At 63.6% G+C, this 23,118-nt stretch carries 14 protein-coding genes; 4 read left to right on the top strand and 10 right to left on the bottom strand.

Features of this window, described 5'->3' with window-relative positions; all coding sequences use genetic code 11:
• Nucleotides 1-29: 29 nt before the first annotated feature.
• Nucleotides 30-203: a DUF1427 family protein gene (locus tag AACW30_RS25015; RefSeq protein ID WP_106579632.1), complete on the bottom strand. Its 174-nt coding sequence runs from the start codon at nt 201-203 to the stop codon at nt 30-32.
• Nucleotides 204-292: 89 nt separating this feature from the next.
• A complete protein-coding gene (locus AACW30_RS25010; protein ID WP_124417763.1) occupies nt 293-1,057 on the bottom strand; it encodes an AraC family transcriptional regulator in 765 nt (254 codons plus the stop codon).
• Between the two features lie 119 nt (nt 1,058-1,176).
• On the opposite strand from AACW30_RS25010, the gene AACW30_RS25005 reads away from it, so the two are divergent.
• Nucleotides 1,177-1,449 (top strand): hypothetical protein, encoded by a 273-nt coding sequence (locus tag AACW30_RS25005; protein ID WP_179677237.1) that lies wholly within the window; start codon nt 1,177-1,179, stop codon nt 1,447-1,449.
• A 36-nt stretch (nt 1,450-1,485) separates the two neighbouring features.
• Here AACW30_RS25005 and AACW30_RS25000 read toward each other — a convergent pair whose 3' ends face one another.
• The 3 genes from AACW30_RS25000 to AACW30_RS24990 form a co-directional block, all read right to left on the bottom strand.
• Complete coding sequence (locus tag AACW30_RS25000) at nt 1,486-1,656, bottom strand: metallothionein (RefSeq protein ID WP_106579629.1); 171 nt, start codon at nt 1,654-1,656, stop codon at nt 1,486-1,488.
• Between the two features lie 87 nt (nt 1,657-1,743).
• A complete protein-coding gene (locus tag AACW30_RS24995) occupies nt 1,744-2,199 on the bottom strand; it encodes a DMT family transporter (protein WP_200623715.1) in 456 nt (151 codons plus the stop codon).
• Between the two features lie 4 nt (nt 2,200-2,203).
• The gene (locus tag AACW30_RS24990) at nt 2,204-2,692 is read right to left on the bottom strand and encodes a DMT family transporter (protein ID WP_200623714.1); all 489 of its coding nucleotides are present in this window, start codon (nt 2,690-2,692) and stop codon (nt 2,204-2,206) included.
• A 117-nt stretch (nt 2,693-2,809) separates the two neighbouring features.
• Between AACW30_RS24990 and AACW30_RS24985 the strand changes: the two genes are divergently transcribed.
• Complete coding sequence (locus tag AACW30_RS24985) at nt 2,810-3,742, top strand: LysR family transcriptional regulator (protein WP_124418885.1); 933 nt, start codon at nt 2,810-2,812, stop codon at nt 3,740-3,742.
• A gap of 1 nt (nt 3,743) precedes the next feature.
• On the opposite strand, the gene AACW30_RS24980 is transcribed toward AACW30_RS24985, so the two are convergent.
• The 3 genes from AACW30_RS24980 to AACW30_RS24970 all read right to left on the bottom strand — a co-directional run bounded on the left by AACW30_RS24980 (nt 3,744) and on the right by AACW30_RS24970 (nt 7,528).
• Complete coding sequence (locus tag AACW30_RS24980) at nt 3,744-5,063, bottom strand: Nramp family divalent metal transporter (RefSeq protein WP_106579625.1); 1,320 nt, start codon at nt 5,061-5,063, stop codon at nt 3,744-3,746.
• 41 nt (nt 5,064-5,104) lie between these two features.
• Nucleotides 5,105-6,658 carry a DUF726 domain-containing protein gene (locus AACW30_RS24975; RefSeq protein ID WP_124417764.1) on the bottom strand — a complete coding sequence of 518 codons (1,554 nt, stop codon included), beginning with the start codon at nt 6,656-6,658 and terminating at the stop codon, nt 5,105-5,107.
• 87 nt (nt 6,659-6,745) lie between these two features.
• Nucleotides 6,746-7,528: an AraC family transcriptional regulator gene (locus AACW30_RS24970; protein WP_200623713.1), complete on the bottom strand. Its 783-nt coding sequence runs from the start codon at nt 7,526-7,528 to the stop codon at nt 6,746-6,748.
• Between the two features lie 97 nt (nt 7,529-7,625).
• Here AACW30_RS24970 and AACW30_RS24965 point away from each other — a divergent pair, with 97 nt between their 5' ends.
• Nucleotides 7,626-8,498: an EamA family transporter gene (locus tag AACW30_RS24965; protein ID WP_200623712.1), complete on the top strand. Its 873-nt coding sequence runs from the start codon at nt 7,626-7,628 to the stop codon at nt 8,496-8,498.
• A gap of 81 nt (nt 8,499-8,579) precedes the next feature.
• On the top strand, nt 8,580-8,981 hold the full coding sequence (locus AACW30_RS24960; protein ID WP_106579622.1) for a RidA family protein: 402 nt from the start codon (nt 8,580-8,582) through the stop codon (nt 8,979-8,981).
• On the opposite strand, the gene AACW30_RS24955 is transcribed toward AACW30_RS24960, so the two are convergent.
• The gene (locus AACW30_RS24955) at nt 8,971-9,867 is read right to left on the bottom strand and encodes a LysR family transcriptional regulator (protein ID WP_179608494.1); all 897 of its coding nucleotides are present in this window, start codon (nt 9,865-9,867) and stop codon (nt 8,971-8,973) included. The two genes, AACW30_RS24960 and AACW30_RS24955, sit on opposite strands and share 11 nt — an antisense overlap.
• Nucleotides 9,868-10,194: 327 nt before the next feature.
• The gene (locus AACW30_RS24950) at nt 10,195-22,878 is read right to left on the bottom strand and encodes an autotransporter-associated beta strand repeat-containing protein (RefSeq protein ID WP_442793491.1); all 12,684 of its coding nucleotides are present in this window, start codon (nt 22,876-22,878) and stop codon (nt 10,195-10,197) included.
• Between the last annotated feature and the right edge of the window lie 240 nt (nt 22,879-23,118).

Genomic DNA, 23,118 nt, shown 5'->3' with positions numbered 1-23,118 from the left:
GCCAATATCCATCGAAGGGAAAAAGGGAATCAGGACAACCAACCGCTGACCCACTCGCGCCCCATGGGCCAGAGTTTCTCGCCGAGCAACATGCCCATCAGGCCCACCAGGGCAATGGCGGGCGGCGCGGGTGAGCGGAAGTCCAAGGCGCCGTAGATCACGCCGACAAACAGGCCGATGGCGAGGGAAAGCAGGTAGTTCATGAGGACGGCGCCTTGTAGGTTGATGCGCTCAGTGTAGTGAGCGCCTGCCTGAAGCATCGGCCAAGTGCTTCAGGATTTCGGCCAAACCCTCAACCTGTGTAGTGCGACGGCGCCACGCCAAGTTCACGCCGGAACATGTCGCTGAAGCTGCTGGGCGAATAGCCCAGAGACCGCGCAATGCCACTCACCGACTGGCCCTGGATCAGCTCCGCCACCGCCGTGGCCAGTTGCACTTGGCGGCGCCATTCGGCAAAGCCCATGCCCAGGTGGTTCTGGAACAGCCGCGCCAGGGTGCGCACGCTGGCACCGGCGGCCTCGGCGTGTTGCTCGAACGGGACCTCCAGCGACGGCGCCGCCATCACCGCCTGGCAGGCGTTGATCAAGCGACGGTCGGCGCCCACCGGCATGGCGATGCGGATCTGCGAACGACGGGCCCGCTGCAATTCCAGCAGGGCCAGGCCGACGACGGCGTCGTAGTAGGCCGTATCGCCGTTGTCGCCCTGGTCGACCAAGGTGACGATCAGCTCGCGCAACAGCCCGCCGACTTCAATCACCTGCACCTGGCTGTCCAGCGTCGCCGCCAGGGCCGGGCGCAGGTAGATATTGCGCATCTGCAGGTCCGAGACCACGCGGATGCCATGTTCCACGCCCGGCGGCAGCCACACCGCGCGCTGGGGCGGCACAACCAGCGCTTCGCGAGGCGTTTCGACCCACATCACGCCGCTCATGGCGTAGAGCAACTGGCCCCAGTCGTGGCTGTGGGGCTCGACGTACAACCCACGCGGGTAGGTGCGCGCCAGGGGTTGCACGGGCACGGCGTGATCACTGAGGTCGGGGGGCGCGGCCAGGGCCATGGGCTACACATCATCAAGGGTGAGCCGCCATGGTAATGACCGGCGCCCCACAATCCGAGTGAATTTTTGCTGCCCGCAACGATCACTTGCTTACACCTTGAGAGTAGGGAGCTCTAACAATGGACGGATCAGAACCGGTCAATGGCAAGGCGCGCATCGACTACACCCAGGACACTTTATTCGGACCGATGTCCAAGCATGCCGAGTGCCAGGTGAGTGTTCAGCGCACACCGGAGCGCACCGTGCTGCGGGTGTTCCAGCCGCTGCCGGATGATCTGCACGCGGCGCAAACCGTGGTGTTTGCGCTCCAGGGACGGCGGATCAGCGCGGTGGTCAAAGGCCGTCAGCGCCTGGCCGACCACAGCGTCAGGTTCGAACTCAAACCCCACTAAAAAGAGGCCGGTAACACCGGCCTCCCGCCAACACGCTTAGCCGTGAGCCGACTTGGCGCACTCACAGCCCGTTGGCGCCATACACGGCTCACCATGGGCATGGTGCTCGGCACAGCCTTGGCAGCAATAGCCTTTACCGTCCTTCATTACCGCGTCGGCGCCCAGTACACATTTGCAGTGTGGGCAAGCACAGGTTTTATCTGGCATGGTCAGACTCCTTTTCATGGTCGTCCAAGTGCTGCGAACGCAGCACCTTAAGCAATGACTCCCGGCAACGCAGCAAGGTTCAGCCCGTTAATCGGCCTGACGGGTATTGCTGCGGTACATGAACACCAGCGCCAGCGCCAGACAGAGCATCGCCACGATACGGCTGCCCGACAGTTCGATCGCCGGGTTACCCAGCCAGCCGAAGTTGTCGATCAGCATGCCCATGCCCAACTGCCCGACGATCACCGCCACCGTTGCCACCGCCGTGCCGACGATGGGCACCGCGCCAACCATCACCATCATGTACACCACGCCGAACAACGCGCCGGTCAGTTGCCACTTGGGCACCTCGAGCAAGCTGACGGCCTGGGCCGGCTCGAAAAAGAAAATCAACAGCGCCGTGGTCATGGCGCCCACCGCAAAGGTCAGCAAGCTGCTGCGCAATACGCCCACTGCCTGGCCCAGGCGGCCGTTAATGGCCGCTTGCACACTCAGTACCGCACCGGCGGCAATCACCAGTACCAACAACAGAATCAGATTCATCGCCTTACCCTCGTGCAATCAGAACAAGTGCCGCCACAATCAGCGCCAACGCAATCCAGCGCTCTCCATTGACCCGCTTGGGTGCCGTGCCAAACCAGCCGAAATGGTCGATCAACACACTCTTGCCCACCTGGCCCGAGAGGATCGCGATCATGGTCATGGCGATACCGATATGCGGCGTGGCCAACGTCAACACCACCACATACATCGGCCCCAGGAAGCCGCCGATCAACTGCCAGCGTGGCAGGTCGGTCAGCGCCGGGCCTTTTTGCGGGCCGCTGAACAGCAACAGCAAAAACAGGATCGCCGTGCCCACGCCGAAAATGCTCAAGGTCGCCCACAAGTGGCCTACCTGTACGCCCAGCGGCCCGAGCAACCCGGCCTCCACCGACAGGCCCATGCCCGCCAAAATCACCAACGGCAACAACGACAGCCGTAGAAGGTTTTTCTTCGGCGTGGCCTGAGCCACACCCTCGATCGAACTTGCCTGCATACATCACCTGCGCTTCAAGAAGTAGACATGGCGCGCATTATCCGGTGGCCGTGCTGTGCGATAAATGGGAGCATGCGGATAACACCTTTGCGCATAACGCACAGCTTGGAGGCCATGATGCAGGGCTTGAATGAATTGAGTTTCAAGGCGTTGCGCCTGTTTGTCGCAGTGCTGGATCACGGCAGCTTTTCTGAAGTCGCGCGCCGGGAAAGCCTGGCGCCCTCCTCCATTTCTCGGCAGATCCAGTTGATGGAGCAGGCACTCGGCCAACAGTTGTTGTACCGCCACACCCGCGCCGTGAGCCCTACCGAAGCCGGGCGCCTGCTCGGGCATCATGCGCGCTTGATGCTGGAGCAACTGGAAACAGCCGGCCAGGCGTTGCAGGAACAGGAAAGCGAACCCAGCGGCCTGGTACGCATCAACGCGCCGATGGTGTTCGGCCAGCGTCATCTATCGCCGTGGCTGGGCGAGCTGTGCCGGCGCTATCCCAAGTTGCAACTGGATATCCAGCAAACCGACACCTACGTCGACCCATTGCAAGACGGCACCGACTTGCTGTTTCGTATCGGCGTGCTCAACGATTCCGGCATGCAGGCCCGCATCTTCGCGCCGCAGCGCTTTCGCATCGCCGCCAGCCCTGCCTACCTGGCCCGGCATGGCACACCGCGCCACCCCGACGAGCTGGTCAACCATCAGTGCCTGGCCTACAAGGGCATCACCGGCCAGCAACGCTGGTTTTTCCGCCGCGACCAGGGCGATTGGACGCCCTACAGCGTCAAAGGCCCGATCACCGGCAACCACGCCGACACCCTCACCCACGCTGCCGAACAAGGCCTGGGGCTGGTGGTGTTTCCGTCCTGGCTGATCGGCGAAGGCTTGCGCGCCGGCACCTTGCAGGCGGTGCTGACCGAATACGACGTGGCGACGACGCTTGAGCCGCAGCAGATTGCCGCGTTATGGCCCGGCAGCCGCCGGCTGTCATTGAAGGTGCGCACGGTGATTGATTATTTTGTCGAGTGTTTTGGCGCGGTGCCGTATTGGGACCGGTGACTCAAAACAACCACTGCCCAATCAACCACGCGTTCGCCCCGCTGATCACGGCAAACAGAAACCACGCCAACAGCCGCGTGGGCAGGCGGTTCACAAACGGCCCCATCAATTGCTTGTCACCCGTCATGCGGATCAGTGGGTACAGCGCGAACGGCAACTGCAGGCTGAGGACCACCTGGCTCAGAATCAGCAACTTGCCAATGGCATCGTCGCCCATCAGCCACACCCCCAAAAACGCCGGGATCAGTGCCAGGCCTCGGGTGATCAGGCGGCGCTGCCAGCAGGGAATGCGCAGGTTGAGGTAACCCTCCATGATCACCTGCCCGGCAATCGTGCCGGTGAAGGTCGAACTTTGCCCGGAGGCGAGCAACGCGATACCAAACAGGACACTGGCAAAAGCCCCGCCCACCAGTGGGTCGAGCAGGTGGTAAGCATCCTGAATCTCGACCACGTCGGTGTGGCCAGTCTTGTAGAACGCAGCGGCGGCCAGCACCAGGATTGCCGCGTTGACCAGCAAAGCCAGGGCCAGTGAGCCGATGGTGTCGATACGCGCCAGTTTGACCGCGTCCTGTTTGCTGGCGAGGTCTTTGCCGATCAGCCGGGTTTGCACGATGGAGCTGTGCAGGTAAAGGTTATGCGGCATTACCGTGGCACCCAGGATCCCGATGGCCAGGTACAACGGCGCAGCGTCGCTGATGGCCGACAGTGACGGGGCGAAGCCACTCAACACGTCCGGCCAGTAGGGTTTGATCAGCACCAGTTCGATAAAGAAGCACACGCCGATGGTCGCGACCAGCGCCAGCATGATCGCTTCCAGTCGGCGGAAACCCCGGTTTTGCAAGGCCAGGATCAACAGCGTGTCGAATGCGGTAATGACGATGCCGGTGGTCAGCGACACGCCCAGCAACAGGTGAAACGCCAGGGCGCAGCCGAGCACTTCGGCAAGGTCGGTGGCGATGATCGAAATTTCCGCCAGCACCCACTGCGTGCGCGCCGAACGTTTGCTGTAGCGCTCACGGCACAGTTGCGCCAGGTCTTTGCCGGTGGCGATGCCCAGCCGTGAACACAGGCATTGCACAGCCATGCCTGCCAGGCTGGCCAGCAGCACCACGAATAACAGGTTGTACCCGTAGCGCGAGCCGGCCTCGATGGCCGTGGCCCAGTTGCCGGGGTCCATGTAGCCAATCGAAATCAGCAGGCCGGGGCCGGCGAACATCAGCGCCCGTTTGAAAAACGAAGCCTTGGGGTCAACGATGACGGAGCCGGCCACTTCCGGCGGGCAGAATGGGGCAGTAGCGATTTTCGGCAGGCTGAATTTCACGCGGTATCCCAGGCAAACATACAAGTCAGAGCCGCAGCTTATCAGTCCGACACGACCGTGCGCATCACCGTCTCCCGCGGCAGGTGGAACGTGTCCACGACCTGCACCACCAGGTCCATCTCCTGGTTCAGCGCCTCGCGCTCCATGCGCTGGCGAATCATGCCGATCATCAACACCGATAAGGTAGTAATCGAGTACGCCGGGCCGGAAAACGCCCGCACTCCCGTCACCAGCAGCATCGCCGCGGCCAATGCCTGGCCCACCACCGGAATCGCCGTGGCGGCACCGCGGCGCACGATAAACCCGGTCAACCCCGCCAACGCCGTGCCACTCAAGGCCGTGGTGGCCGAGCGGCCTACATCGAAGCGGTTGAACAAGCCCTGCTCTTTTTGCGCGGCCGCCTTGAGTTCCGCGTCGAAGGCTTGACGGTCCGCACGGCTGAGCTTGTCCTTGTATTGCTCGATCAGTTTCTCTGCGACCTGGGCCTCGATGTCCGCCAGCGCGACGGTTTCCAGCGCTTGGTCAAACTTGATCCCCAGGCGCTGCGCCACATCTTCGGCGATCTGGCGATAACTCACGCCATGGCCACGGGCCAGGTTCATAAAGCTGTCACCGCCCATGCGCTGCAACTCGATGGCCAGTTTCAGCGGTTCGCGCACGCCGGCATCGATCGATGCACTGCGTTTTTGCGCCATCAATTCGGCCAGGAATTTCAACTCGTCCGGCCGCGCCTGCACCAACGCGGGGAACAACTCCACGTCCTCCTCGGCAAAGCGCACTTCAGTGCTGCGCTGATCGGCGCGGATCATGCCGCGCCGTTCCTGCAACAGGTCGGTGTATTGCACCACCGTTTTCAGCTGCGGCCAGTAGGCGGCATGGTCGAACGTCGCCAGGTGCACATTGGTGACCTTGGCCTTGAGCGCCGGCGTGACATCAATTGCATAACGCCCAATGCAACGTTCGGTGTCCGGTTTCATGGCCAGCGCCCAGTCTTTGCTGGAGTGGCAGTTGATCACACGGCCCTTGAGCGGCGCCGACACTTCATCCCACGGGCTCGACGTACAGATCGCCCCGCCCATCAGCAACAGGTTATTCAGCGGCAGTTCGCGAGCCACCTCGGGGCTGGCCAGCACGCTCTTGACCAGAATGCGCGCGCCCAGCGAATGCCCGATGAGGTTGATGCGCCGTACCTCCAGCGACTCGGCGTGCAGGTAACTGGCCAGTTCAGGCAACAGGGTCTTGGCCACTTCATCGACGCGCGCCTCGACACTTTTGTAATGGTCGAGGAAATAGGCAATCGCCTTGCCCACGCCCACCGTTGCGGCGCCCAGGCCGCCGCCGCCAAGCATCGAGGTGATCACATCCTTGAAGGGCGCAAACAGGTTTTCGAGAAAATGCCCCGCCGGCCAGAACAGCATCAGGTTGGTCGAGCCTTCGATGCTCGCCAGCTGCTGTTTGAAATTGCCCAGTTGCTGGCGGTTGAAGAAGGCCGAATAACCGTGAACGTAGAGATTGAGCACATCCCCCTGAGGCTCGCCGCACAGTACAAACGTGGGCTTGCGGGTGCGGTGCATTTCATCCCACTGGTGTTGCATGGGCCGGTGACTCCTGGTGACGATGGACGGCGATAGTAACAAAGCATGACCTTGGTGAAGGTGAATCCTGACCGACGTGTGCCGTTTTCAGAACGCAGACGCTGCCCTGGATTTGGCCAGGTAGCGCGCGGGCGCGTCTCCCAGGTTTCGGCGGAACACCGCGGTAAAGGCGCTGGAACTGCTGAAACCCAACCCCAACGCCACCTCGGTAATGGAGGCGCCATGACTGAGCCGCGCAGTGGCTTCAAGCAGGCAGACCTGCTGACGCCAGGCCACAAACGTCATGCCGGTGCCTTCGTGGAAATGGCGAGTGAAGGTGCGTCGGCTCATGTTCGACCACAGGGCCATCTCATCCAGGGAGATGGTCTGCGCAGGGGCCTGCAGAAAACGCCGGCAAGCCTGGGCCAGACGTGGCTCGGCAGGCAACGGCGCGCTGAGGGGCACTTCGGGCATGGCGCTTATTTCATCGATCAACAGCGTCAATATGCACTGCTGACGGACCGTAATCGCTGCCGACGGCGCGATCGCCAGTGCCGCTTCCAACAGATGCCTGAGCAATGGCGACACCTCGAATACCTGGCAACGATCCCGCAGCCCTGCCCGTTTGGCAGCCTGGTCATCGAGGTAGGTATTGAGCATCACCACGTCGCCGCGCATGTGCATTTCATGGGGCACACCGCCCGGCACCCAGATCGCCCGCTGCGGCGGCACCACCCAATTGCCGAGGTCGGTGAACATTCTCAACGCGCCGGTAGAGGCGTAGGCGAATTGCCCGCGTGCATGGGTATGCCGCTCGAAGACAGTGCCGCACGCATAGTCGCGCAGCGTGACGACGGCTTCAGGGTCAGTGGCTTCGAATGTCGGGATCATGGCCCGATAGTGTCAAATTATGACCTGACATAGCAAGCGGGCCATACGGCCCCGCCCTAGCATGATGGCCCGGATCAACCCATTCAAAGGCCCGCTCATGCACAAGCAACACCTCGCCCTCGCCCTGCTCGTCACCCTGGTGTGGGGCTTGAACTTCCCCATTACCCAGTTGGGCTTGCGCTCAATCGACCCGTTTGTGCTGACCGGCATCCGCTTTGCCCTCGCCGCCTTGCCGCTGGTGTTCTTCATCAAGCGCCCCGCCGTCAAGTTCGGCTATGTGGCGGCCTATGGCGTTATCTTCGGGCTGGGCATGTGGGGCGTGATCAACTATGGCATCCAGGCAGGCGTCAGCCCTGGAATCGCCTCGCTGATCATTCAGCTCAGCGTGTTTTTCACGCTGGGCTGGGGCTATCTGTTGTTCAAGGAACACATTCGCCGTGCGCAGTGGGTCGGCGCTTTGCTCGCCCTGATTGGCCTGACGGGGATCATCTGCACCCAAGACGGCGAGCATGCGGTGCTCGGCGTGCTGCTGATCGTGCTCAGCGCGTTGGCGTGGAGCATCGGCAACATCATCATCAAAGCGTCGGGGGTGAAGGAAATTTTCTCGTTCATGGTGTGGGCCAGCCTGTTTCCGCCGGTGCCGTTGTGTCTGATGGCCTGGTGGATGCACGGCAGCACCGCGTTCGAGAACGTGCCCGCCAGCCTTGACCTCACCGCGGTGATGTCGATCCTGTTTCAGGTTTATTTGGCCACGCACTTTGCCTACTGGGGCTGGAATTCGTTGCTCAAGGCCTACCCCGTTTCGACCGTGGCGCCGCTGTCGTTGCTGATACCGGTATTCGGCATCGGCAGTTCGATGCTGATACTGGGCGAGCGCATTTCTACGCCCCACCTGGTGTTCATCACGGTCATCATCAGCGGCCTGGCGATAGGGCTTTACCGCAAGCCGATTGTGCAAACCGATAGATAGTCATGGCAAAAAACCGGGATGTTGTTCGCGCATTCAGTCCACTAGCATTCGCCCTGTCTAGTACTGAACCGAGGAAACACCATGAGCACGCCCGAGTTTTTTGTCACCCCAGGTTATGGCGATTACCTGCGCGAACACCTGCACTATTCCCAGGCGGTCAAAGTCGGTAACCGCGTGGAAACCTCCGGCCAGGGCGGTTGGGATGATGACTTCCAGATCCCTGCCGACCTCGGCGAAGAAATCGCCCGGGCCTTTCATAACCTGGAGCGCACCCTGGCCAGCGCTGGCGCGCAGTGGGCGCACGTGATTCACGTCAACTCCTACCACGTCGGTGGCTTCCCACCGGAGGTCAACGAGGCGATGGTCAAGCAGTACCGGCGCTACATGCCCGACCACGCGCCGATCTGGACGCAGGTCGGCGTGCAGGCGCTGGGTCTGCCGACCATGCGTGTAGAGATTCGTGTGACCGCGATTATTCCCTGACACCGAACGTACGCATCACCCATTCGGTAAAAACCTTGAGCCGTGCGCTCTGGTGACGGTTGGGCGGGTAAAGAATGTGCAGCGCCGTGGGCGGGCGCGACCAGTCCGGCAATACGCTGACCAATTGGCCGGTGTCCAGGTAGTACTGCACGATGGAGGTCAAATGCTGCCCGACGCCAAGGCCGGCGAGCAGCATTTCCTTGAGGCCATTGCCTTCGTTGGTCGAGAAGGCGCAGCCGTTGACCTCGATACGCTGCCCGCCCTTCTCGAAAATCAGCGGCTCCGGTTTGCCCGAGCCGGTGAAGAAATAACCGGCTTTGAGGTGGTTGTTCTGCAGGTCCTCGGGCGAGGCCGGCAGCCCTCTGCGGGCAACGTAACTGGGCGCCGCGCAGGTGAGGTACTCAAGGTCAGCCACCTTGCGCCCGATCATTGCCATGTCGTCCAGCGTGCCGGCACGGATCACGCAGTCAACGCCCTCCCCGACGATGTTCACGGCACGGTCACTGATCCCCAGGGCAATAGTGATGTCGGGGTACTGCCGATGAAAATCCACCAGCGCCGGGATCAACAGGCAATTGGCAAACGAGGCCGGTGCGTCCACGCGCAGATGCCCGCCGGGCTTGAGGATTTGCCCGCGCGCGGCGCTGTCCACTTCATCCAGCTCAGCCACCAGCCGCCGTGCATGGCCATAGTATTCGAGCCCTTCGGACGTCGGCGCCAAGGCGCGGGTGGTGCGGTGTATCAACTTGAGGCCCAGGTGTTTTTCAAGGTCGGTGATCAGCTTGCTGACCGTGGAGCGTGGCAGCGCCAGCTGGTCGGACGCACGGCTGAACGAACCGGTATCGACGACACGGACAAAGGCGCGCAGGGCGAGAAGTTGGTTCATGTGAGTGCCTCAATGCGACTTAGTCAGCGAAGTTGTCGATCATGACCTCGCCACCGGCAAACGTCGCGATTGACTATTTTTAATGGGCGTATTCCCAGATTGAAACACAGCGTGTGGCGAGCGGGCTTGCCCCGCGTTGGGTTGCGCAGCAGCCCCATATTCAGCCGCTGCGGAGTATCTGACACATCGCATCCTTGTTTGAAGGGCTGCTTCGCAACCCAACGCGGGGCAAGCCCCCTCGCCACAGAGAGCGTGTCGGGTAACTGGGGCGATCAAAAACCCAAAAAAAAACCGCCCTTACGGGCGGTTAAAGGTGCTCGGCCTTGATCAAAAACCGAGGGAGAAACTGACGGTCATCGCGTGGTCCTTATCGTTACGCGAGAGTTGACCCGAGTAGCCCAGGCCCAGCTTGCCGTTCTGGCTGATCTGGTAATCCAGCCCCGCCTCCAGAACCGCACTGTCCTTGGCAATCGGTACACCTTGGGTGCTGAACGAACCCCCGCCGTTGATAAAGCTCAAGTCGGCGTCGGGCTTGGTATCGCCGAAGGCGTGGCGCCAGCCGATGCTGCCCCGAGGAGTGATTTTCGAGCCGTTGCCCAGGGTGATGGTCTGGCCAACACGCACGCCCAAGGTGGAGAAAGTCACGTCCTGATCAGCATCGCCGCGCAGCGCCGCCGACCCGCCTTTCTCCTTGAGTGTGTCGCTGTCGTAGTTGACGTAGGCCAGGCCGGCGAACGGTTCGACTGCCACGCTGCCGGCTGTAAGGGTGTAGCCCACTTCACCGAACACTTGCGCGCTGCGTGCCTTGTAATCGGCTTTCAGACGCTGACCTTCGCCAGCGACCGCCACGTCGCGTTTGCTTTCGATGTCATGCCAGCTGTAGGCCACGCCCATACGCGCGGCGAATGCTTCCTGTTGGTAAGCGGTGTAGGCCATCAAGTGGTAGCTGTCGACGTCGGCGCTGGAGCTGCGGCGCTTGGCGTCCAGGTCGCTGCGGGTGTAGCCGGCGGCCACGCCGACGCGCCAGGCGTCATCCACTTGCTTGTCGGTGCCAAGCAGGAAGCCGCCAAGGTTGCGGTCCAGCTTGGCGGCGTTGCTGTCGCCGCCCATGTGGCCCCAGGTGCCAAGCACGCGCATCCAGCCGACCATCTCGCCGTGGCAACCGGCACTGCTCAAGCGATTTTCGCTTGGCGCCAGGCTGTTGCGTGGGTCGTCCTCGCGATAGCAGCCAGGTTGGCGCAGGCGCTCGTTGACCGCGTCACGGATGTAGCGCGAATCCTCAAGCATTGCGCTGGCGGTGCTGGCGTGGATCTCGCCGGACAAGCTGTCAAAAGCGGCACGCGCCCCGGCAGGATCGGTGTTGAGCAACGCATTTTGCACCGCGGCCCCGCCCACGGCGGCGCCTCTGTCCAGTGCAGCCGCCACGCCACGCTGGTTACCGGTGGCCGCTACGCTGGCGTAGCTGACGTTATTGCGGCTGACCGCCAACGCCACTTGAGTAGGGCTGTAGTCCAGCGAGGTGGAGAGGAACGCCAGGTTCTCCAGGTTGGTGTTGCTGAAGGTGCCGTTCACCGCGCCGGCAGTCAGCAGGGTGTAGGTGGTTGCCCCGGTGTACGGCGCCAGGTTGATCACATTCAGGGTGCCGCCCAGGTTAGCCGTGCCGCCGACCGCCAGAGAACTGCTGACCGAAGGCGTGATGACCAGGTTCAGTGCGCCCGTGCTGGCGTTGGTGAAGTTACCGGCCACTGTCAGCTTGCCGCCATCGGGTGTCACGCTGCCGTTGTTGACCAGCGAACCGACACTGCCGTTACCGGTCAGGCCCGCGCCATTGGCGACCGTCACTTGCCCGCCGAACACCGTGCCCGGATTGGCCGCGTTGCCGACTTGCAGCACGCCTTGATCCACTGCCACGGTGCCGCTGAACGGCTGATTACCGGTCAGCAACAGCGCCCCGGCGCCTTGTTTGGTGAGGCTGCCGGTGCCGGTCAACGTGCCCTTGAAGGTGCCATTGGTGGCCTGCACGAACAGCATGCGCGCATTGTTCAGGAACCGGCCTTGCAAGCTGAGCGTGTTACCGGCCAACGTACCGCCGCTGACGGTAGTGCCACCGGTGTAGGTGTTGGCGCCGGTCAGCAACAAGGTGCCGGCATCAAGTTTGTTGATCGCCCCGCCGCCCACGATCGGCGCAGCAATCTCCGTGGTGACGCCCGAATTGACCCGCACCACCGCCGTGCCGGTAGGCGACACGGTGCCCCCTGCCCCCGCCGTCAGCGTGTAGCCAGGGTCAAGAAATTGCAGCCCGGTAAAGCCTTGGTTGCCGACCACGGTGACCGTGCCGCCCTGCCCGCCAAACACGGCAAACTGGTTGTTCGATGCCTGGCCTTGGGTGCCGGTCGGATCGGTCCAGTTGGTGCCAGGGCCCCAGGTGCCGCTGCCACCGGTGATGGTGCCGTCGGGGTTGGTGGTGCCGCCGTTCCAGAACTGGATTTGCCCGGGTGCGGTTTGCACCAGCAGGTTGAGCTGGTTGGCGAGTGCCGTCTGCAAGGTCAGGTCGCCTGCGCCGACGGGCAGTGTGCCAAGGGTCAAACCGTTGTCGGTCAGGCTGCCGCCGTAGCGGAACAGTTGATAAACGCCGGCACCAAAGCCGCCCGCGTCAGTGACGTTGAGCGTGCCATCCAGGGTCAGGTTACCCGCCACATTCACCGCCGTGGTCGACGCACCCGGTGCGCCGAGGGTGAAGTCCAGAGTGGTGCCGGACGACAACGCCAGCGAACCGACCGACAGCGGCGTCGCCGCCCCGGCCTTGAGTACCGAACCATCGGCCATGTTCACTGCGCCGCCCAGCGTGCCGCTGCCGCCGAGCGTCGCGCCGTTGGCAACCTGTACCGCCGCACTGTTCAACGTGCCATTGACCAGCACGCTGCCCGCGTTGACGTTGGTGTTGCCGGTGAAGGTGTTATTGCCGGTCAGCAGCAACGCGCCGGTGCCGGTTTTATTCAACACGCCGGCGCCGGTGAGGTTGCCGGTGTAGGTGCCGTCGGCGCCCTGCTCGAAGGTCAGTGTCGCGTTGTTGGCAATCGCCCCTTGCAGGCTGGTGGTATTGCCGGTGGTGTTGCCGACATTGAGTGTGGTGCCACCGCTGTAAGTGTTGGCGCCGGTCAGCAGCAACGCGCCAGTGCCATTTTTTACCAGGCTGCCGGTGCCGCTGACCGCGCCGTTGAGGGCCAGGTCATGGCTGCCGGCCAGCGTCAGCGGGCCGCCCAGGTTGATGGCATTGGCCAGTTGCAGGTCGGTGCTGGTATCCAGAGCGGCAGCGCCGCTAACGGTCAGCGCGCCGGTGCCGAGCGCTGCGTTGTTGCCCAGGACCAGTTGGCCGGCATTCAAGCCGGTGCCGCCGCTGTAGGTGTTGGCGCCGTTGAGGGTCAGTGTCGCCGCGCCTTTTTTCAACAGGCTGCCGTTGCCGCTGAACCGGCCGTTGAGCGTCAGCGCACGGCTGCCGCCAATGGCCAATGCACCGTTGAGTACCGCAGCGTTGTCGAGCGTGACGGCTGCGTTGCTGTCCAGCGTGGTGCCGTCAGCGGCCGTCAGCGTGCCTGTGCCCAGCGCGCTGTTGCTGCCCACCACCAGCGTGCCGCCATTGAGCGCGGTGCCGCCGGTGTAGGTGTTGCTGCCGTTGAGCACCAGGGTGCCGCTGTCGAGTTTGGCCAGGGTGCCCGCGCCAGCCAGGGTCACGCCCAGGGTGGCGGTGGCGTTCGGGTCGACCCGAATCGCGGTGTTGCCGGTGCCGCCGTTGACCAGATTGAGCACGCCCGCCGTGCCGGAGGCCAGGTTATAGCCGTCGGTGACGAACTGCATGCCGGTAATCGTTTGCGTGCCATCCACGCTCACGTTACCCGCAGCGCCCTGGAACACTGCAAAACTGCTGCCCCAATTCTGGTTGAGCGTGCCATCGACATTGGTCCAGTTGGTGAGGCCGGTGCCCCAGGTACCGTTGCCGCCTTCGATGGCGCCATTGCCGATCAGGTTGCCGCCATCCCAGAATTGCACGGTGGTATTGGGCGCCGTCACCAACACGTTGACCTTGTTGCTGATGGCCGTCTGCACCTCTACGTCACCCGGGATCACACTGCCGGGCAGCGTGCCGAGGGTCAGGCCGTTATTGGTCAAGGCCCCGCCGTAATTGATGATGTTATAGACGCCGCTGCCAAAACCACCGACATCGGTGACGTTAAGGTTGCCGCCCAGGGTCAGGTCGCCGCCGACATTGAGCAGCCCATTACCGCCACCCACCACCGGAACGCCGAGTCCGACGTCCAGATTGGCGTTGCCGCCCAGCACCAACGAGCCCACCGACAAGGTGCTGCCGGTGTTCAGGCCGATGTGACCACCGTCGGCCACCGTCACGGCGCCCGCCAATGAGCCGGTGCCGGTCAGGGTCGCGCCGTTGTTGACCGCGACGGTGCCGCTGGCCAGCGAGCCGCTGACATTCAAGGTGCCGCCATTGACGTTGGCGCCGCCGCTGATGGCGTTTGCGCCGGTCAGGTTGAGCGCGCCGGTGCCGTTTTTATCCAGGTTACCGGCGCCGTTCAGCGCACCCGCGAAGGTGTTGTCCAGGTTGCTGCCGCCCACCGCCAGGGTACTGCCGCCCGCCACCTGAACCGTGCCGTTGCCGGCCAGGCTGTTGAGGTTGGCATTGCCACCCAGGTTGAGACGGGTGCCCGCGCCAACGTTGACGCCCGACGTGTTACCCAGCGCTCCATTGCCCACGGTGGTCACACTGCCGCCCACCACCGTGAGCGGGCCGGTGAAGGTGTTGTTGGCGCTGAGCAGCAGGTCTGCAGCGCCGTTCTTGATCAGCGCCGCGTTGCCCGCCAGTACACCGGCCAGGGTCAGGTCATTGCTGCCGGCCACGCTGAGGTCGGCGTTGAGATTAACCGCGTTTGCCAGTACCAGCGGCGCACTGTTGTCCAGCGTGCCCGCGCCACTCACGGTCAGCGCGCCCGAGCCCAGGGCGGTGGCGGTGCCAATGGTCAGCGTACCGGCATTGAGGGTGGTGCCGCCGCTGTAGGTGTTGGCGCCATTGAGTGTCAGGTTGGCGGTGCCGTTTTTGCTCAACGAACCGCTGCCATCCACCACGCCGTCAAGGCTCAGGCCATCGGTGCCGCCAATGGTCAGCGCAGCATTGAGCGTGGTGTTATTGGCCAGCGCCAGTGCAGTGCTGGTGTCCAGTGTTGCCGCACCGTTGACGGCCAGCGCGCCGCTGCCCAGTGCCGCGCCGTTGCCCAGGGTCAAGGTGCCTGCATTCAACTGCGTGCCACCGAGGTAGGCATTGTTGCCGTTGAGCGTCAGGTTGCCCGCGCCGCTTTTGGTCAGGCCACCGGCACCGGTGACCAGGCCGTTGAGGGTCAGGTCTGCACTGCCGAGAATGCCCAGGTTGCCCGCCAGGTTCACCGCATTGGCCAGGGTCACGGCGGAACGGGTGTCGAGGGTGGTTCCGGCAGCGACATTCAAGGCGCCGGCGCCCAACGCGGTGTCGGAAGCCAGAATCAGCCCGCCAGCGTTCAGCGCGGTAGGCCCGGCATAGCTGTTGTTGCCACTCAAGGTCAGGCTGGCGATGCCATTTTTGATCAGGCTGCCGGTGCCCGCCACCGTGCCGGCCAGGGTCAGCGCATTGCTGCCGCCAACCGTCAGCGTGCCGTTGACAGTCACGTCGTTGGCCAGGCTGACCGCAGCGTTGCTGTCCAGGGTCGTGCCGTTGGCCGTGGTCAGCGCACCGGTACCCAGCGCGCTGTTATTGCCGACCACCAGGGTGCCGCCGTTGAGCACGGTGCCGCCGGTATAGGTGTTGGCGCCGTTGAGCACCAGGGTGCCCGCGTCCAGTTTGGCCAACGTGCCGCCACCGTTGAGCGTGACGCCCAGCGTCGCGGTGGCGTTAGGGTCAACACGCACGGCCGTATTGCCGCCGGTGCCGTTGAACAAGGTCAAGGCCCCCGCCGCGCCGCCGACCAGGTTGTAGCCGTCGGTGACAAATTGCAGGCCGGTAATTGCTTGAGCGCCGTCCACGGTGACAGTACCCGCCGCGCCCTGGAAGATCGCGAAGCTGTTGGGGCTCCAGGCAGTGTTGGCCAGGCCGTTGAGGCTGGTCCAGTGGGTGCCGCCGGCATTCCAGCTGCCGGTGCCGCCATCGACAGTGCCGTTCGGCAACAATTGGCTGCCATCCCAGAACTGCACGTTGGTGCTGCCATTGACCAGCAAGTTGATCTGGTTGCCGATGCTGGTCTGCACATCCAGATCGCCCAGCGACACGTTCACCGGCACGCTGCCGAGTGCAAGGCCGTTGTTGGTCAGGCTGCCGGTGTAGTTGATCAGGCGATAGAGACCGACACCGAAGCCGCCGATATCGTGCACATTCAGCGTGCCGTCGAGGGTCAGGTTACCGCCCACATTGATCAGTGCCGTGCCGCCGGTGGACGCCGCGCCCAGGCCCGCATCGAGGTTGGAGTTGCCATTGAGTACCAGCGAGCCGACGGTCAGGGCATTGCCCGAGTTCACCGCCAGATGGCCGCCATCGGCAATGTTCACGTTGCCCGCCAGGGTGCCGGTACCGCCCAGGGTGGCGCCGCTGGCGACGCCCACAGTGGCGCTGCCCAGCGAACCGTTGACGAGCAAGCTGCCGGCATTGACCTGGGTATCACCGGTCAGCGAGCTGACGCCGCCGAGGGTCAATGCACCGCTACCGATTTTAGTGAAGTTGCCCGCGCCGGTTAGCACGCCACCGAAGCTGCCATCCAGGTTGTTGCCGCCCACACTCAACGTGTTGCCGGTGCCGACCTGGGCCACGCCGTTGCCGCTCAGGGCGCCGAGGCTGGCCGAGCCGCCCAGGTTCAGTTGCGTGCCGCTGCCGAGGTTGACCCCGGCGCCTACGCCCAGCGCGCCATTGCCCACCGTGGTCAGGCTGCCGGCTTGTACATCGAAGAGGCCGGAGAAGCTGTTGTTGCCGGCCAGATTCAGGTCGCCGGTGCCAGTCTTGATCAAGTTACCGCTGCCCGCCAGCACGCCGGTCAGGCCCAGGTTGTTATTGAGAGCGCCCACCGTCAACGCGGCATTGACGTTGACCGCATTGGCCAGCACCAAGGGAGCAGCGGTGTTCAGGGTGGCTGCACCGCCGACGGTCAAGGCGCCAGTGCCCAGGGCGGTTGCGGTGCCCAGGGTCAGGGTGCCTGCGTTCAGGGTGGTGCCGCCTTGATAGGTATTCACGCCAGCGAGCGTCAGGTTGGCCGCGCCGTTCTTGACCAGCGCCCCATTGCCGCTGAGCACACCGCCCAGGGTCAAGTCGTTGCTGCCGGCCACCGTCAGCGCGGCGTTCAACGCCACGTTATTGGCCACGGCCAGCGCGGCGCTGTTGTCCAGGGTCGAGGCACCGTCGACGCTCAGGTTACCCAGGCCCAGGGCGGTGCCCGTTCCCAGGGTCAGGGTACCCGCGTTCAGCGTCACGCCGCCGAGGTAGCCATTGGCACCACTGAGTATCAGGTTGGCCGCGCCGTTTTTGGTCAGGCTGCCCGCACCGTTGATGCTGCCCGCCAGTGTCAGGTCGGCCGTTCCGCCGATGCCCAGGTTGCCGGCAAGATTGATCGCGTTATTGGCCGTGACCGCAGTGCTGGCGTCCAGCGTCGTGCCGTTGGCCGCATTCAAGGTGGCGCTGCCCAACGCCGTGTTGGAAGCCAGGATCAGCCCACCCGCGTTCAAGGCCACCGGGCCGAGGAAGGTATTGGTGCCGCCCAATGTCAGGTTGGCCGTGCCGTTCTTGATCAAGCCGCCGACGCCGCTGACCGCACCGTTGAGGGTCAGCGCATTGCTGCCCGCCACGCTCAGGTTGCCGTTCAAGAGCAGCGCATTGCCCAGGGTCACTGCGGCATTGCTGTCCAGAGTCGTGCCGCTCACCGTCGTCAACACACCGCTGCCCAGCGCGGTGTTGCTGCCAACCACCAGCGTGCCGCCGTTGAGCGTGGTGCCGCCGCTGTATGTGTTGGCGCCACTGAGGACCAGGGTGCCAGTGTCGAGTTTATTGAGCGTGCCGATGCCGTCGATGTTCACGCCGATGGTCGCGGTGGCGCCTGGGTCAACACGAATGGCAGTGTTGCCGGTGGTGCCGTTGACAGCCGTCAATTGCCCGCCGGCGCCGCTGACCAGGGTGTAGCCGTCGGTGGCGAACTGCATGCCCGTGAACAGTTGCGGCCCTTGCACCGTGACGGTGCCCGCCGCGCCTTGGAACACCGCAAAGTCGCTGGCCCATGCCTGGTTGAGCGTGCCGTTGACGTTGGTCCAGTTGGTGCCGGCGCTGGTCCAGATACCGGTGCCGCCATCCACGGTACCGTTAGGAATGGTCTGGCTGCCGTCCCAGAAACGAATATTGGCGTTGGGCGCCGATACCAGCACGTTGACCTGGTTGCCCACGGAGGTTTGCACCACCAGGTCACCCAGGCCAAATCCGACCGGCACACTCGCCACATTCAGGCCCAGGTCGGTGAGCACGCCGGTGTAGTTGATCAAGCGATAGACGCCAACGCCGAACCCCCCGGCATCCGTCACGTTCAGGTTACCGGCGAGGGTCAGGTTGCCGCCCACATTCAGCAAGGATGTCGTCGACGGTGCGCCCAGGGCCACATCCAGATTGGCGCCTGCCCCCAATGCCAGCGCGCCGGCCGACAAGGTATTGCCGCTGCTCAGCGCCAGGTGCCCGCCTGTGTTGATGTTGACTGTGCCCAACAGCGAACCGGTGCCGGTCAGGGTGCCGCCGCTGTTGACATCGACCAGGTTGCTGCCCAACGAGCCGCTGAGGTTCAGGGTGCCCGCATTGATGGCGGTGTTGCCGGTGAGGCCGTTGATGCCGGTGAGGTTGAGGGTGCCGATGCCGACTTTGGTCAGGCCGCCGCCGCCACTGAGGTCGCCGTCAAAGGTGCTGGTGGTGTTGAGGCCGCCGACGCTCAGTGTGGTGCCTGTGCCGAGCTGCACCGAACCGCTGCCGGTCAATGCTGCAAGGCTGCTGTCCACACCGAGGTTGAGTGCCGCCCCGGCGCTGATGTTGGCGCCGGAGGTGTTGCCCAGGGCACCGGTGCTGAGCGTGGTCACGCTGCCGGAGAGGACATTCACCGCACCGGTAAAGGTGTTGGTGCCACTCAATGTCAGGTCAGCCAGGCCATTTTTGATCAGGTTGCCGGCGCCGCTGACCACACCGTTCAGGTTGAGGTTGTTGTTACCGGCGATGGTCAGGTCGGCATTCAGCGCAATGGCATTGCCGATGCCAAAGGATGCGCTGTTGTCCAGGGTCGCCGCGCCACCGACAGTCAACGCGCCGCTGCCCAGGCCATTGGCGTGACCCAAGGTCAAGGCCCCGGCATTGAGGGTGGTGCCGCCGCTGAAGGTGTTGATGCCATTCAAGGTCAGGTTGGCGGCGCCGTTTTTGATCAAGGGGCCAGTGCCGCTGATCACGCCGCCCAGGGTCAGGCCATTGGTGCCGCCCACGCTCAGGCCGGCATTGAGGGCTACGTTATTGCCCAGGTTGACAGCCGCGCTGCTGTCCAGGGTAGCGGCGCCGCCAACCGTCAAGTCGCCAAGCCCCAGGGCGGTGTTATTGCCGACCGTCAACGTGCCGTTATTGAGCGTGGTGCCGCCCAGAAACCCATTGGCGCCATTGAGAATCAGGTTAGCCGCGCCATTCTTGACCAGGCTGCCTGCGCCATTGACCAGCCCGGTCAGTGTCAGGTCGGCAGTGCCGCCGATAGCCAACGCACCGGCAAGGTTGACCGCGTTGTTCAAGCTGGCTGCGGTACTGGCGTCCAGGCCGGTACCGGCGGCGGCATTCAGCGTACCGGCGCCGAGCCCGGCGTTGGCACCGACCACCAGCTTGCCGGCGTTGAGCGCCGTATCACCCAGGAATGTATTGGCACCGTTCAGGACCAGGTCGGCCGGGCCGTTTTTGATCAATCCCCCAATGCCCGCGACGACGCCATTGAGGGTCAGCGCGTTGCTGCCACCCACGGTCACGGTGCCGCCCAGGTTTACGTTGTTGCTCAGGCTCACCGCAGCACCGGCGTCCAGTGTGGTGCCGCCCGTTGCGTTCAACGCGCCAGTGCCCAGCGCGGTGTTGGAGCCAACAACCAACGAACCGGCGCTCAGTGCAGTGGGGCCGGTGTAGGTGTTGACACCGTTGAGGGTGAGACTCGACGTGCCGGTTTTGACCAAACCATTCGCGCCGCTGATGATGCCGTTCAAGGTCAACGGGCTGACGCCGCCTGCCGTCAGGCTGGCGTTGAGGGTAATCGCGTTATTGAGGGCGAGCCCCGCGTTGCTGTTCAAGCTGGCTGCGCCGCCTACGGTCAGGGCACCGGTGCCCAGCGCGCTTGCGTTGCCCACTGTGAGCGTACCGCCGTTGAGCGTGGTGCCGCCCTGGAAGGTGTTCGCAGCATTGAGCACGACGCTGGAAACGCCGTTTTTGATCAGGCCCGAGGCGCCATCAATCACGCCGCTGAGGGTCAATGGGGTGGTGCCGGCCAGGGTCAGGTCGGCGCCCAGGTTGATGGCATTTGCCAGGTTGACACCCGCCGCGTTATCCAGCGTCGAAACACCGGCCACGCTCAGCGCGCCAGTGCCCAAGGCCAGGTCGTTACCGACGTTCAACGTGCCGCCATTGAGCGTGGTGCCGGCGAGGAAAGTGTTGGCGCCGCTGAGAATCAGCGCGGCCGTACCATTCTTGGTCAGCCCGCCTGCGCCACTGAGGACGCCCGTCAGGCCAAGGGTATTGCTACCGGCAATGTTCAGGTTGCCGGTCAGGTTCAGGCCGTTGTTGAGGTTGATTGCACTGCTGGCATCCAGCGTGGTGTTGTCGGCGGTGGTCAGCGTGCCGCCTGCGCCCAATGCCGTGTTGTTGCCCAGCACCAGCGCACCGGCATTCAGGCTGGTGTTGCCGGTGAAGGTGTTGGCACCTGTGAGGGTTAATGCAGCGGCGCCGTTTTTGATCAGGCCCCCGTTGCCGGAGATGACGCCGCCAAGGCCCAGCGCCTGGGTGCCGCCAACCGTCAACGCGCCCGTCAGATTGACGGCGTTGCCGAGGGTGACAGCGGTGCTGGCGTCCAGCGAGGTGCCCGCTGCGGTATTCAGCGCGCCCGCGCCCAAGGCGGTGTTGGAACCCACCACCAGGCCACCGCCGTTAAGCGAGGTCAGCCCGCTGCGGGTGTTGTTGCCGGTCACAGTCAGCAGGCTTGCGCCGGTTTTGATCAAGCCACCGGCGCCGGACATCACGCCAGCGAGGGTCAGCGGGTTGGTGCCGGTCAGCGTCAGGTCGCCGGTCAGGGCCAGGTTATTGTTCAGTGTCGGCGCCCCGCTGGCGTCCAGGCTGGCATTGCCCGTCACGCTCAAGGCGCCGCTGCCCAGGGCATTGCCACTGGTCAACACCAACGTGCCGGCGCCCAGGCTGGTGGTGCCGGTGTAGCCGCTGTTGTTGCCGCTGAGGGTCAGGCTGCCGGTGCCGGTTTTGCTGATGCCCGACGCGCCGCTGATCGCGCCGGCCAGCGTCAGGGCGCCGGTGCCGGTGGCCGTCATGGCACCGTTTAGGGTGATCAGGTTGTTCAGGTTGATCGTGCCAGGCGCCGACAGTGACGTCGCGCCTGTGAACGTCACCGTGCCGGTACTGAAAGCCTGGTTATTGCCCAGTTGCACCGTGCCGCCGTTGAGCGTGGTGTTACCGAGGTAGGTGTTGATGCCGGTCAGGGACAGTTGGCCGCTGCCGACCTTGGTCAAGCCCCCGGCGCCTGAGACTACGCCGGACAACGTCGTGGCGTTGGTACCCTGGACCGTGAGACCGCCCGCGCCGAGCGACACCAGATTACTGACGTTCAAGCCCGCGTTGCTCGCCTGCAGGACCCCGCCGTTGGAGGTCAGCACGCCGCTGCCAAACGACGCATTGTTATTAAACTGCGCAACCCCTCCATTGAGCGTGGTACTGCCCGACACCAGCGGACCTTGCAGGGTCCAGGTGCCACTGTTGATCGTCAGGTTGTTGAAGTTGACGTAATTGGCGCTCGACGCAGTGCCCACACCCGTAGTACCGCCGCCGACGCCGACAGGGTTCTGCAGAATCAGTGAGTTGACGCCCCCCGCACCGCCATCGACCGTGCCCGTCGGGCCAAAGGTCAAATTGATCCCAGCCAGGCCGCCCAACCCCACACTGACCTGGAGACCGTCGCCCACGCTCACGCTTGAGCCGGTAACGGCAGTGAAGGTGTTGGTGCCGTTCGCCCCCATCGAGACGCCGCCCGTGATCGCACCGGCGTTGGTGAACGTGTTGCCCGCCGCAGAGGTTTCGAACGCCACCCGACCATTGATAACGCCGGTGCTGCTGTTGACCATGTTGACTTGGGAACCGCCGTATACCCCGACCACCGGCGTGTCGGCCAGCGTTATGCCGCCCACCGACAAACCGGTGGAGGTAATCGTGCCGTTGTTGGTGATGCTCGTGGTGCCGGTCGCTGCGTTGTTAACTGAAAGCGCCAGGCCGCCGAGGCTCGTGAGATTGAGCCCAAGCAACATCCCGGTGCCGCGCATGATGCCACTGGCATTGTTGAGTACGCTGACCGTACTCGACGCGCCAGTGCCGATGAAAGCGCCACCACTGAGTACCGACACGAGGCCCAGAAGTGCCGGGTCGAGGGTGCCCGAGTTGTTCAAGCTGATGTTGACGCCGGTGAGGTCCAGCACGTGGCCGCCCAGCGTCGCATTCATCTGCGCGCCCGCGTTGACATTCACGGTCAAGCCGTTGGTGGCGCTGCTGAAGTTATTCAGAAACAGCGGCAGGCTCGGCACGCCCGTACAGGTCACGGTAGAACCTGCCGTCGAACAGGTGGCTAATGCCTCAGGACTTGCCAGGCCAACCATCAACCCGACAATCCCGAGTCGAATGGCCATGTTCAGAGGGGCGATACGCGATACACCGGCAGCAGCAAGTCTTCTATCCACGTCCAACTCCTTCGTGGTCCAAGCTTTCATCCATGAATGCGCAGAAGCCCAACGCTATTGACCCACACGCATCGAATTCGAAATACCTGACCGTGGTGACAACTGATCTAGTTTGTCGAAACGGTAGTAGACCTACAGAAAAGTCATTGAATTAAATGGTATTAATACTTTCGTAAGCGCCCGGTAAGAATGGGACTACAGCCAATATCCATTGCCTGTCGCGTCAAAAATACAAGTTTC

This window comes from Pseudomonas sp. MF6747 (assembly GCF_963890955.1).
Taxonomy (GTDB): Bacteria; Pseudomonadota; Gammaproteobacteria; order Pseudomonadales; family Pseudomonadaceae; genus Aquipseudomonas.
Note: the sequence above shows the minus strand (reverse complement) of the source record. Positions and strands in the feature narration are given on the sequence as shown.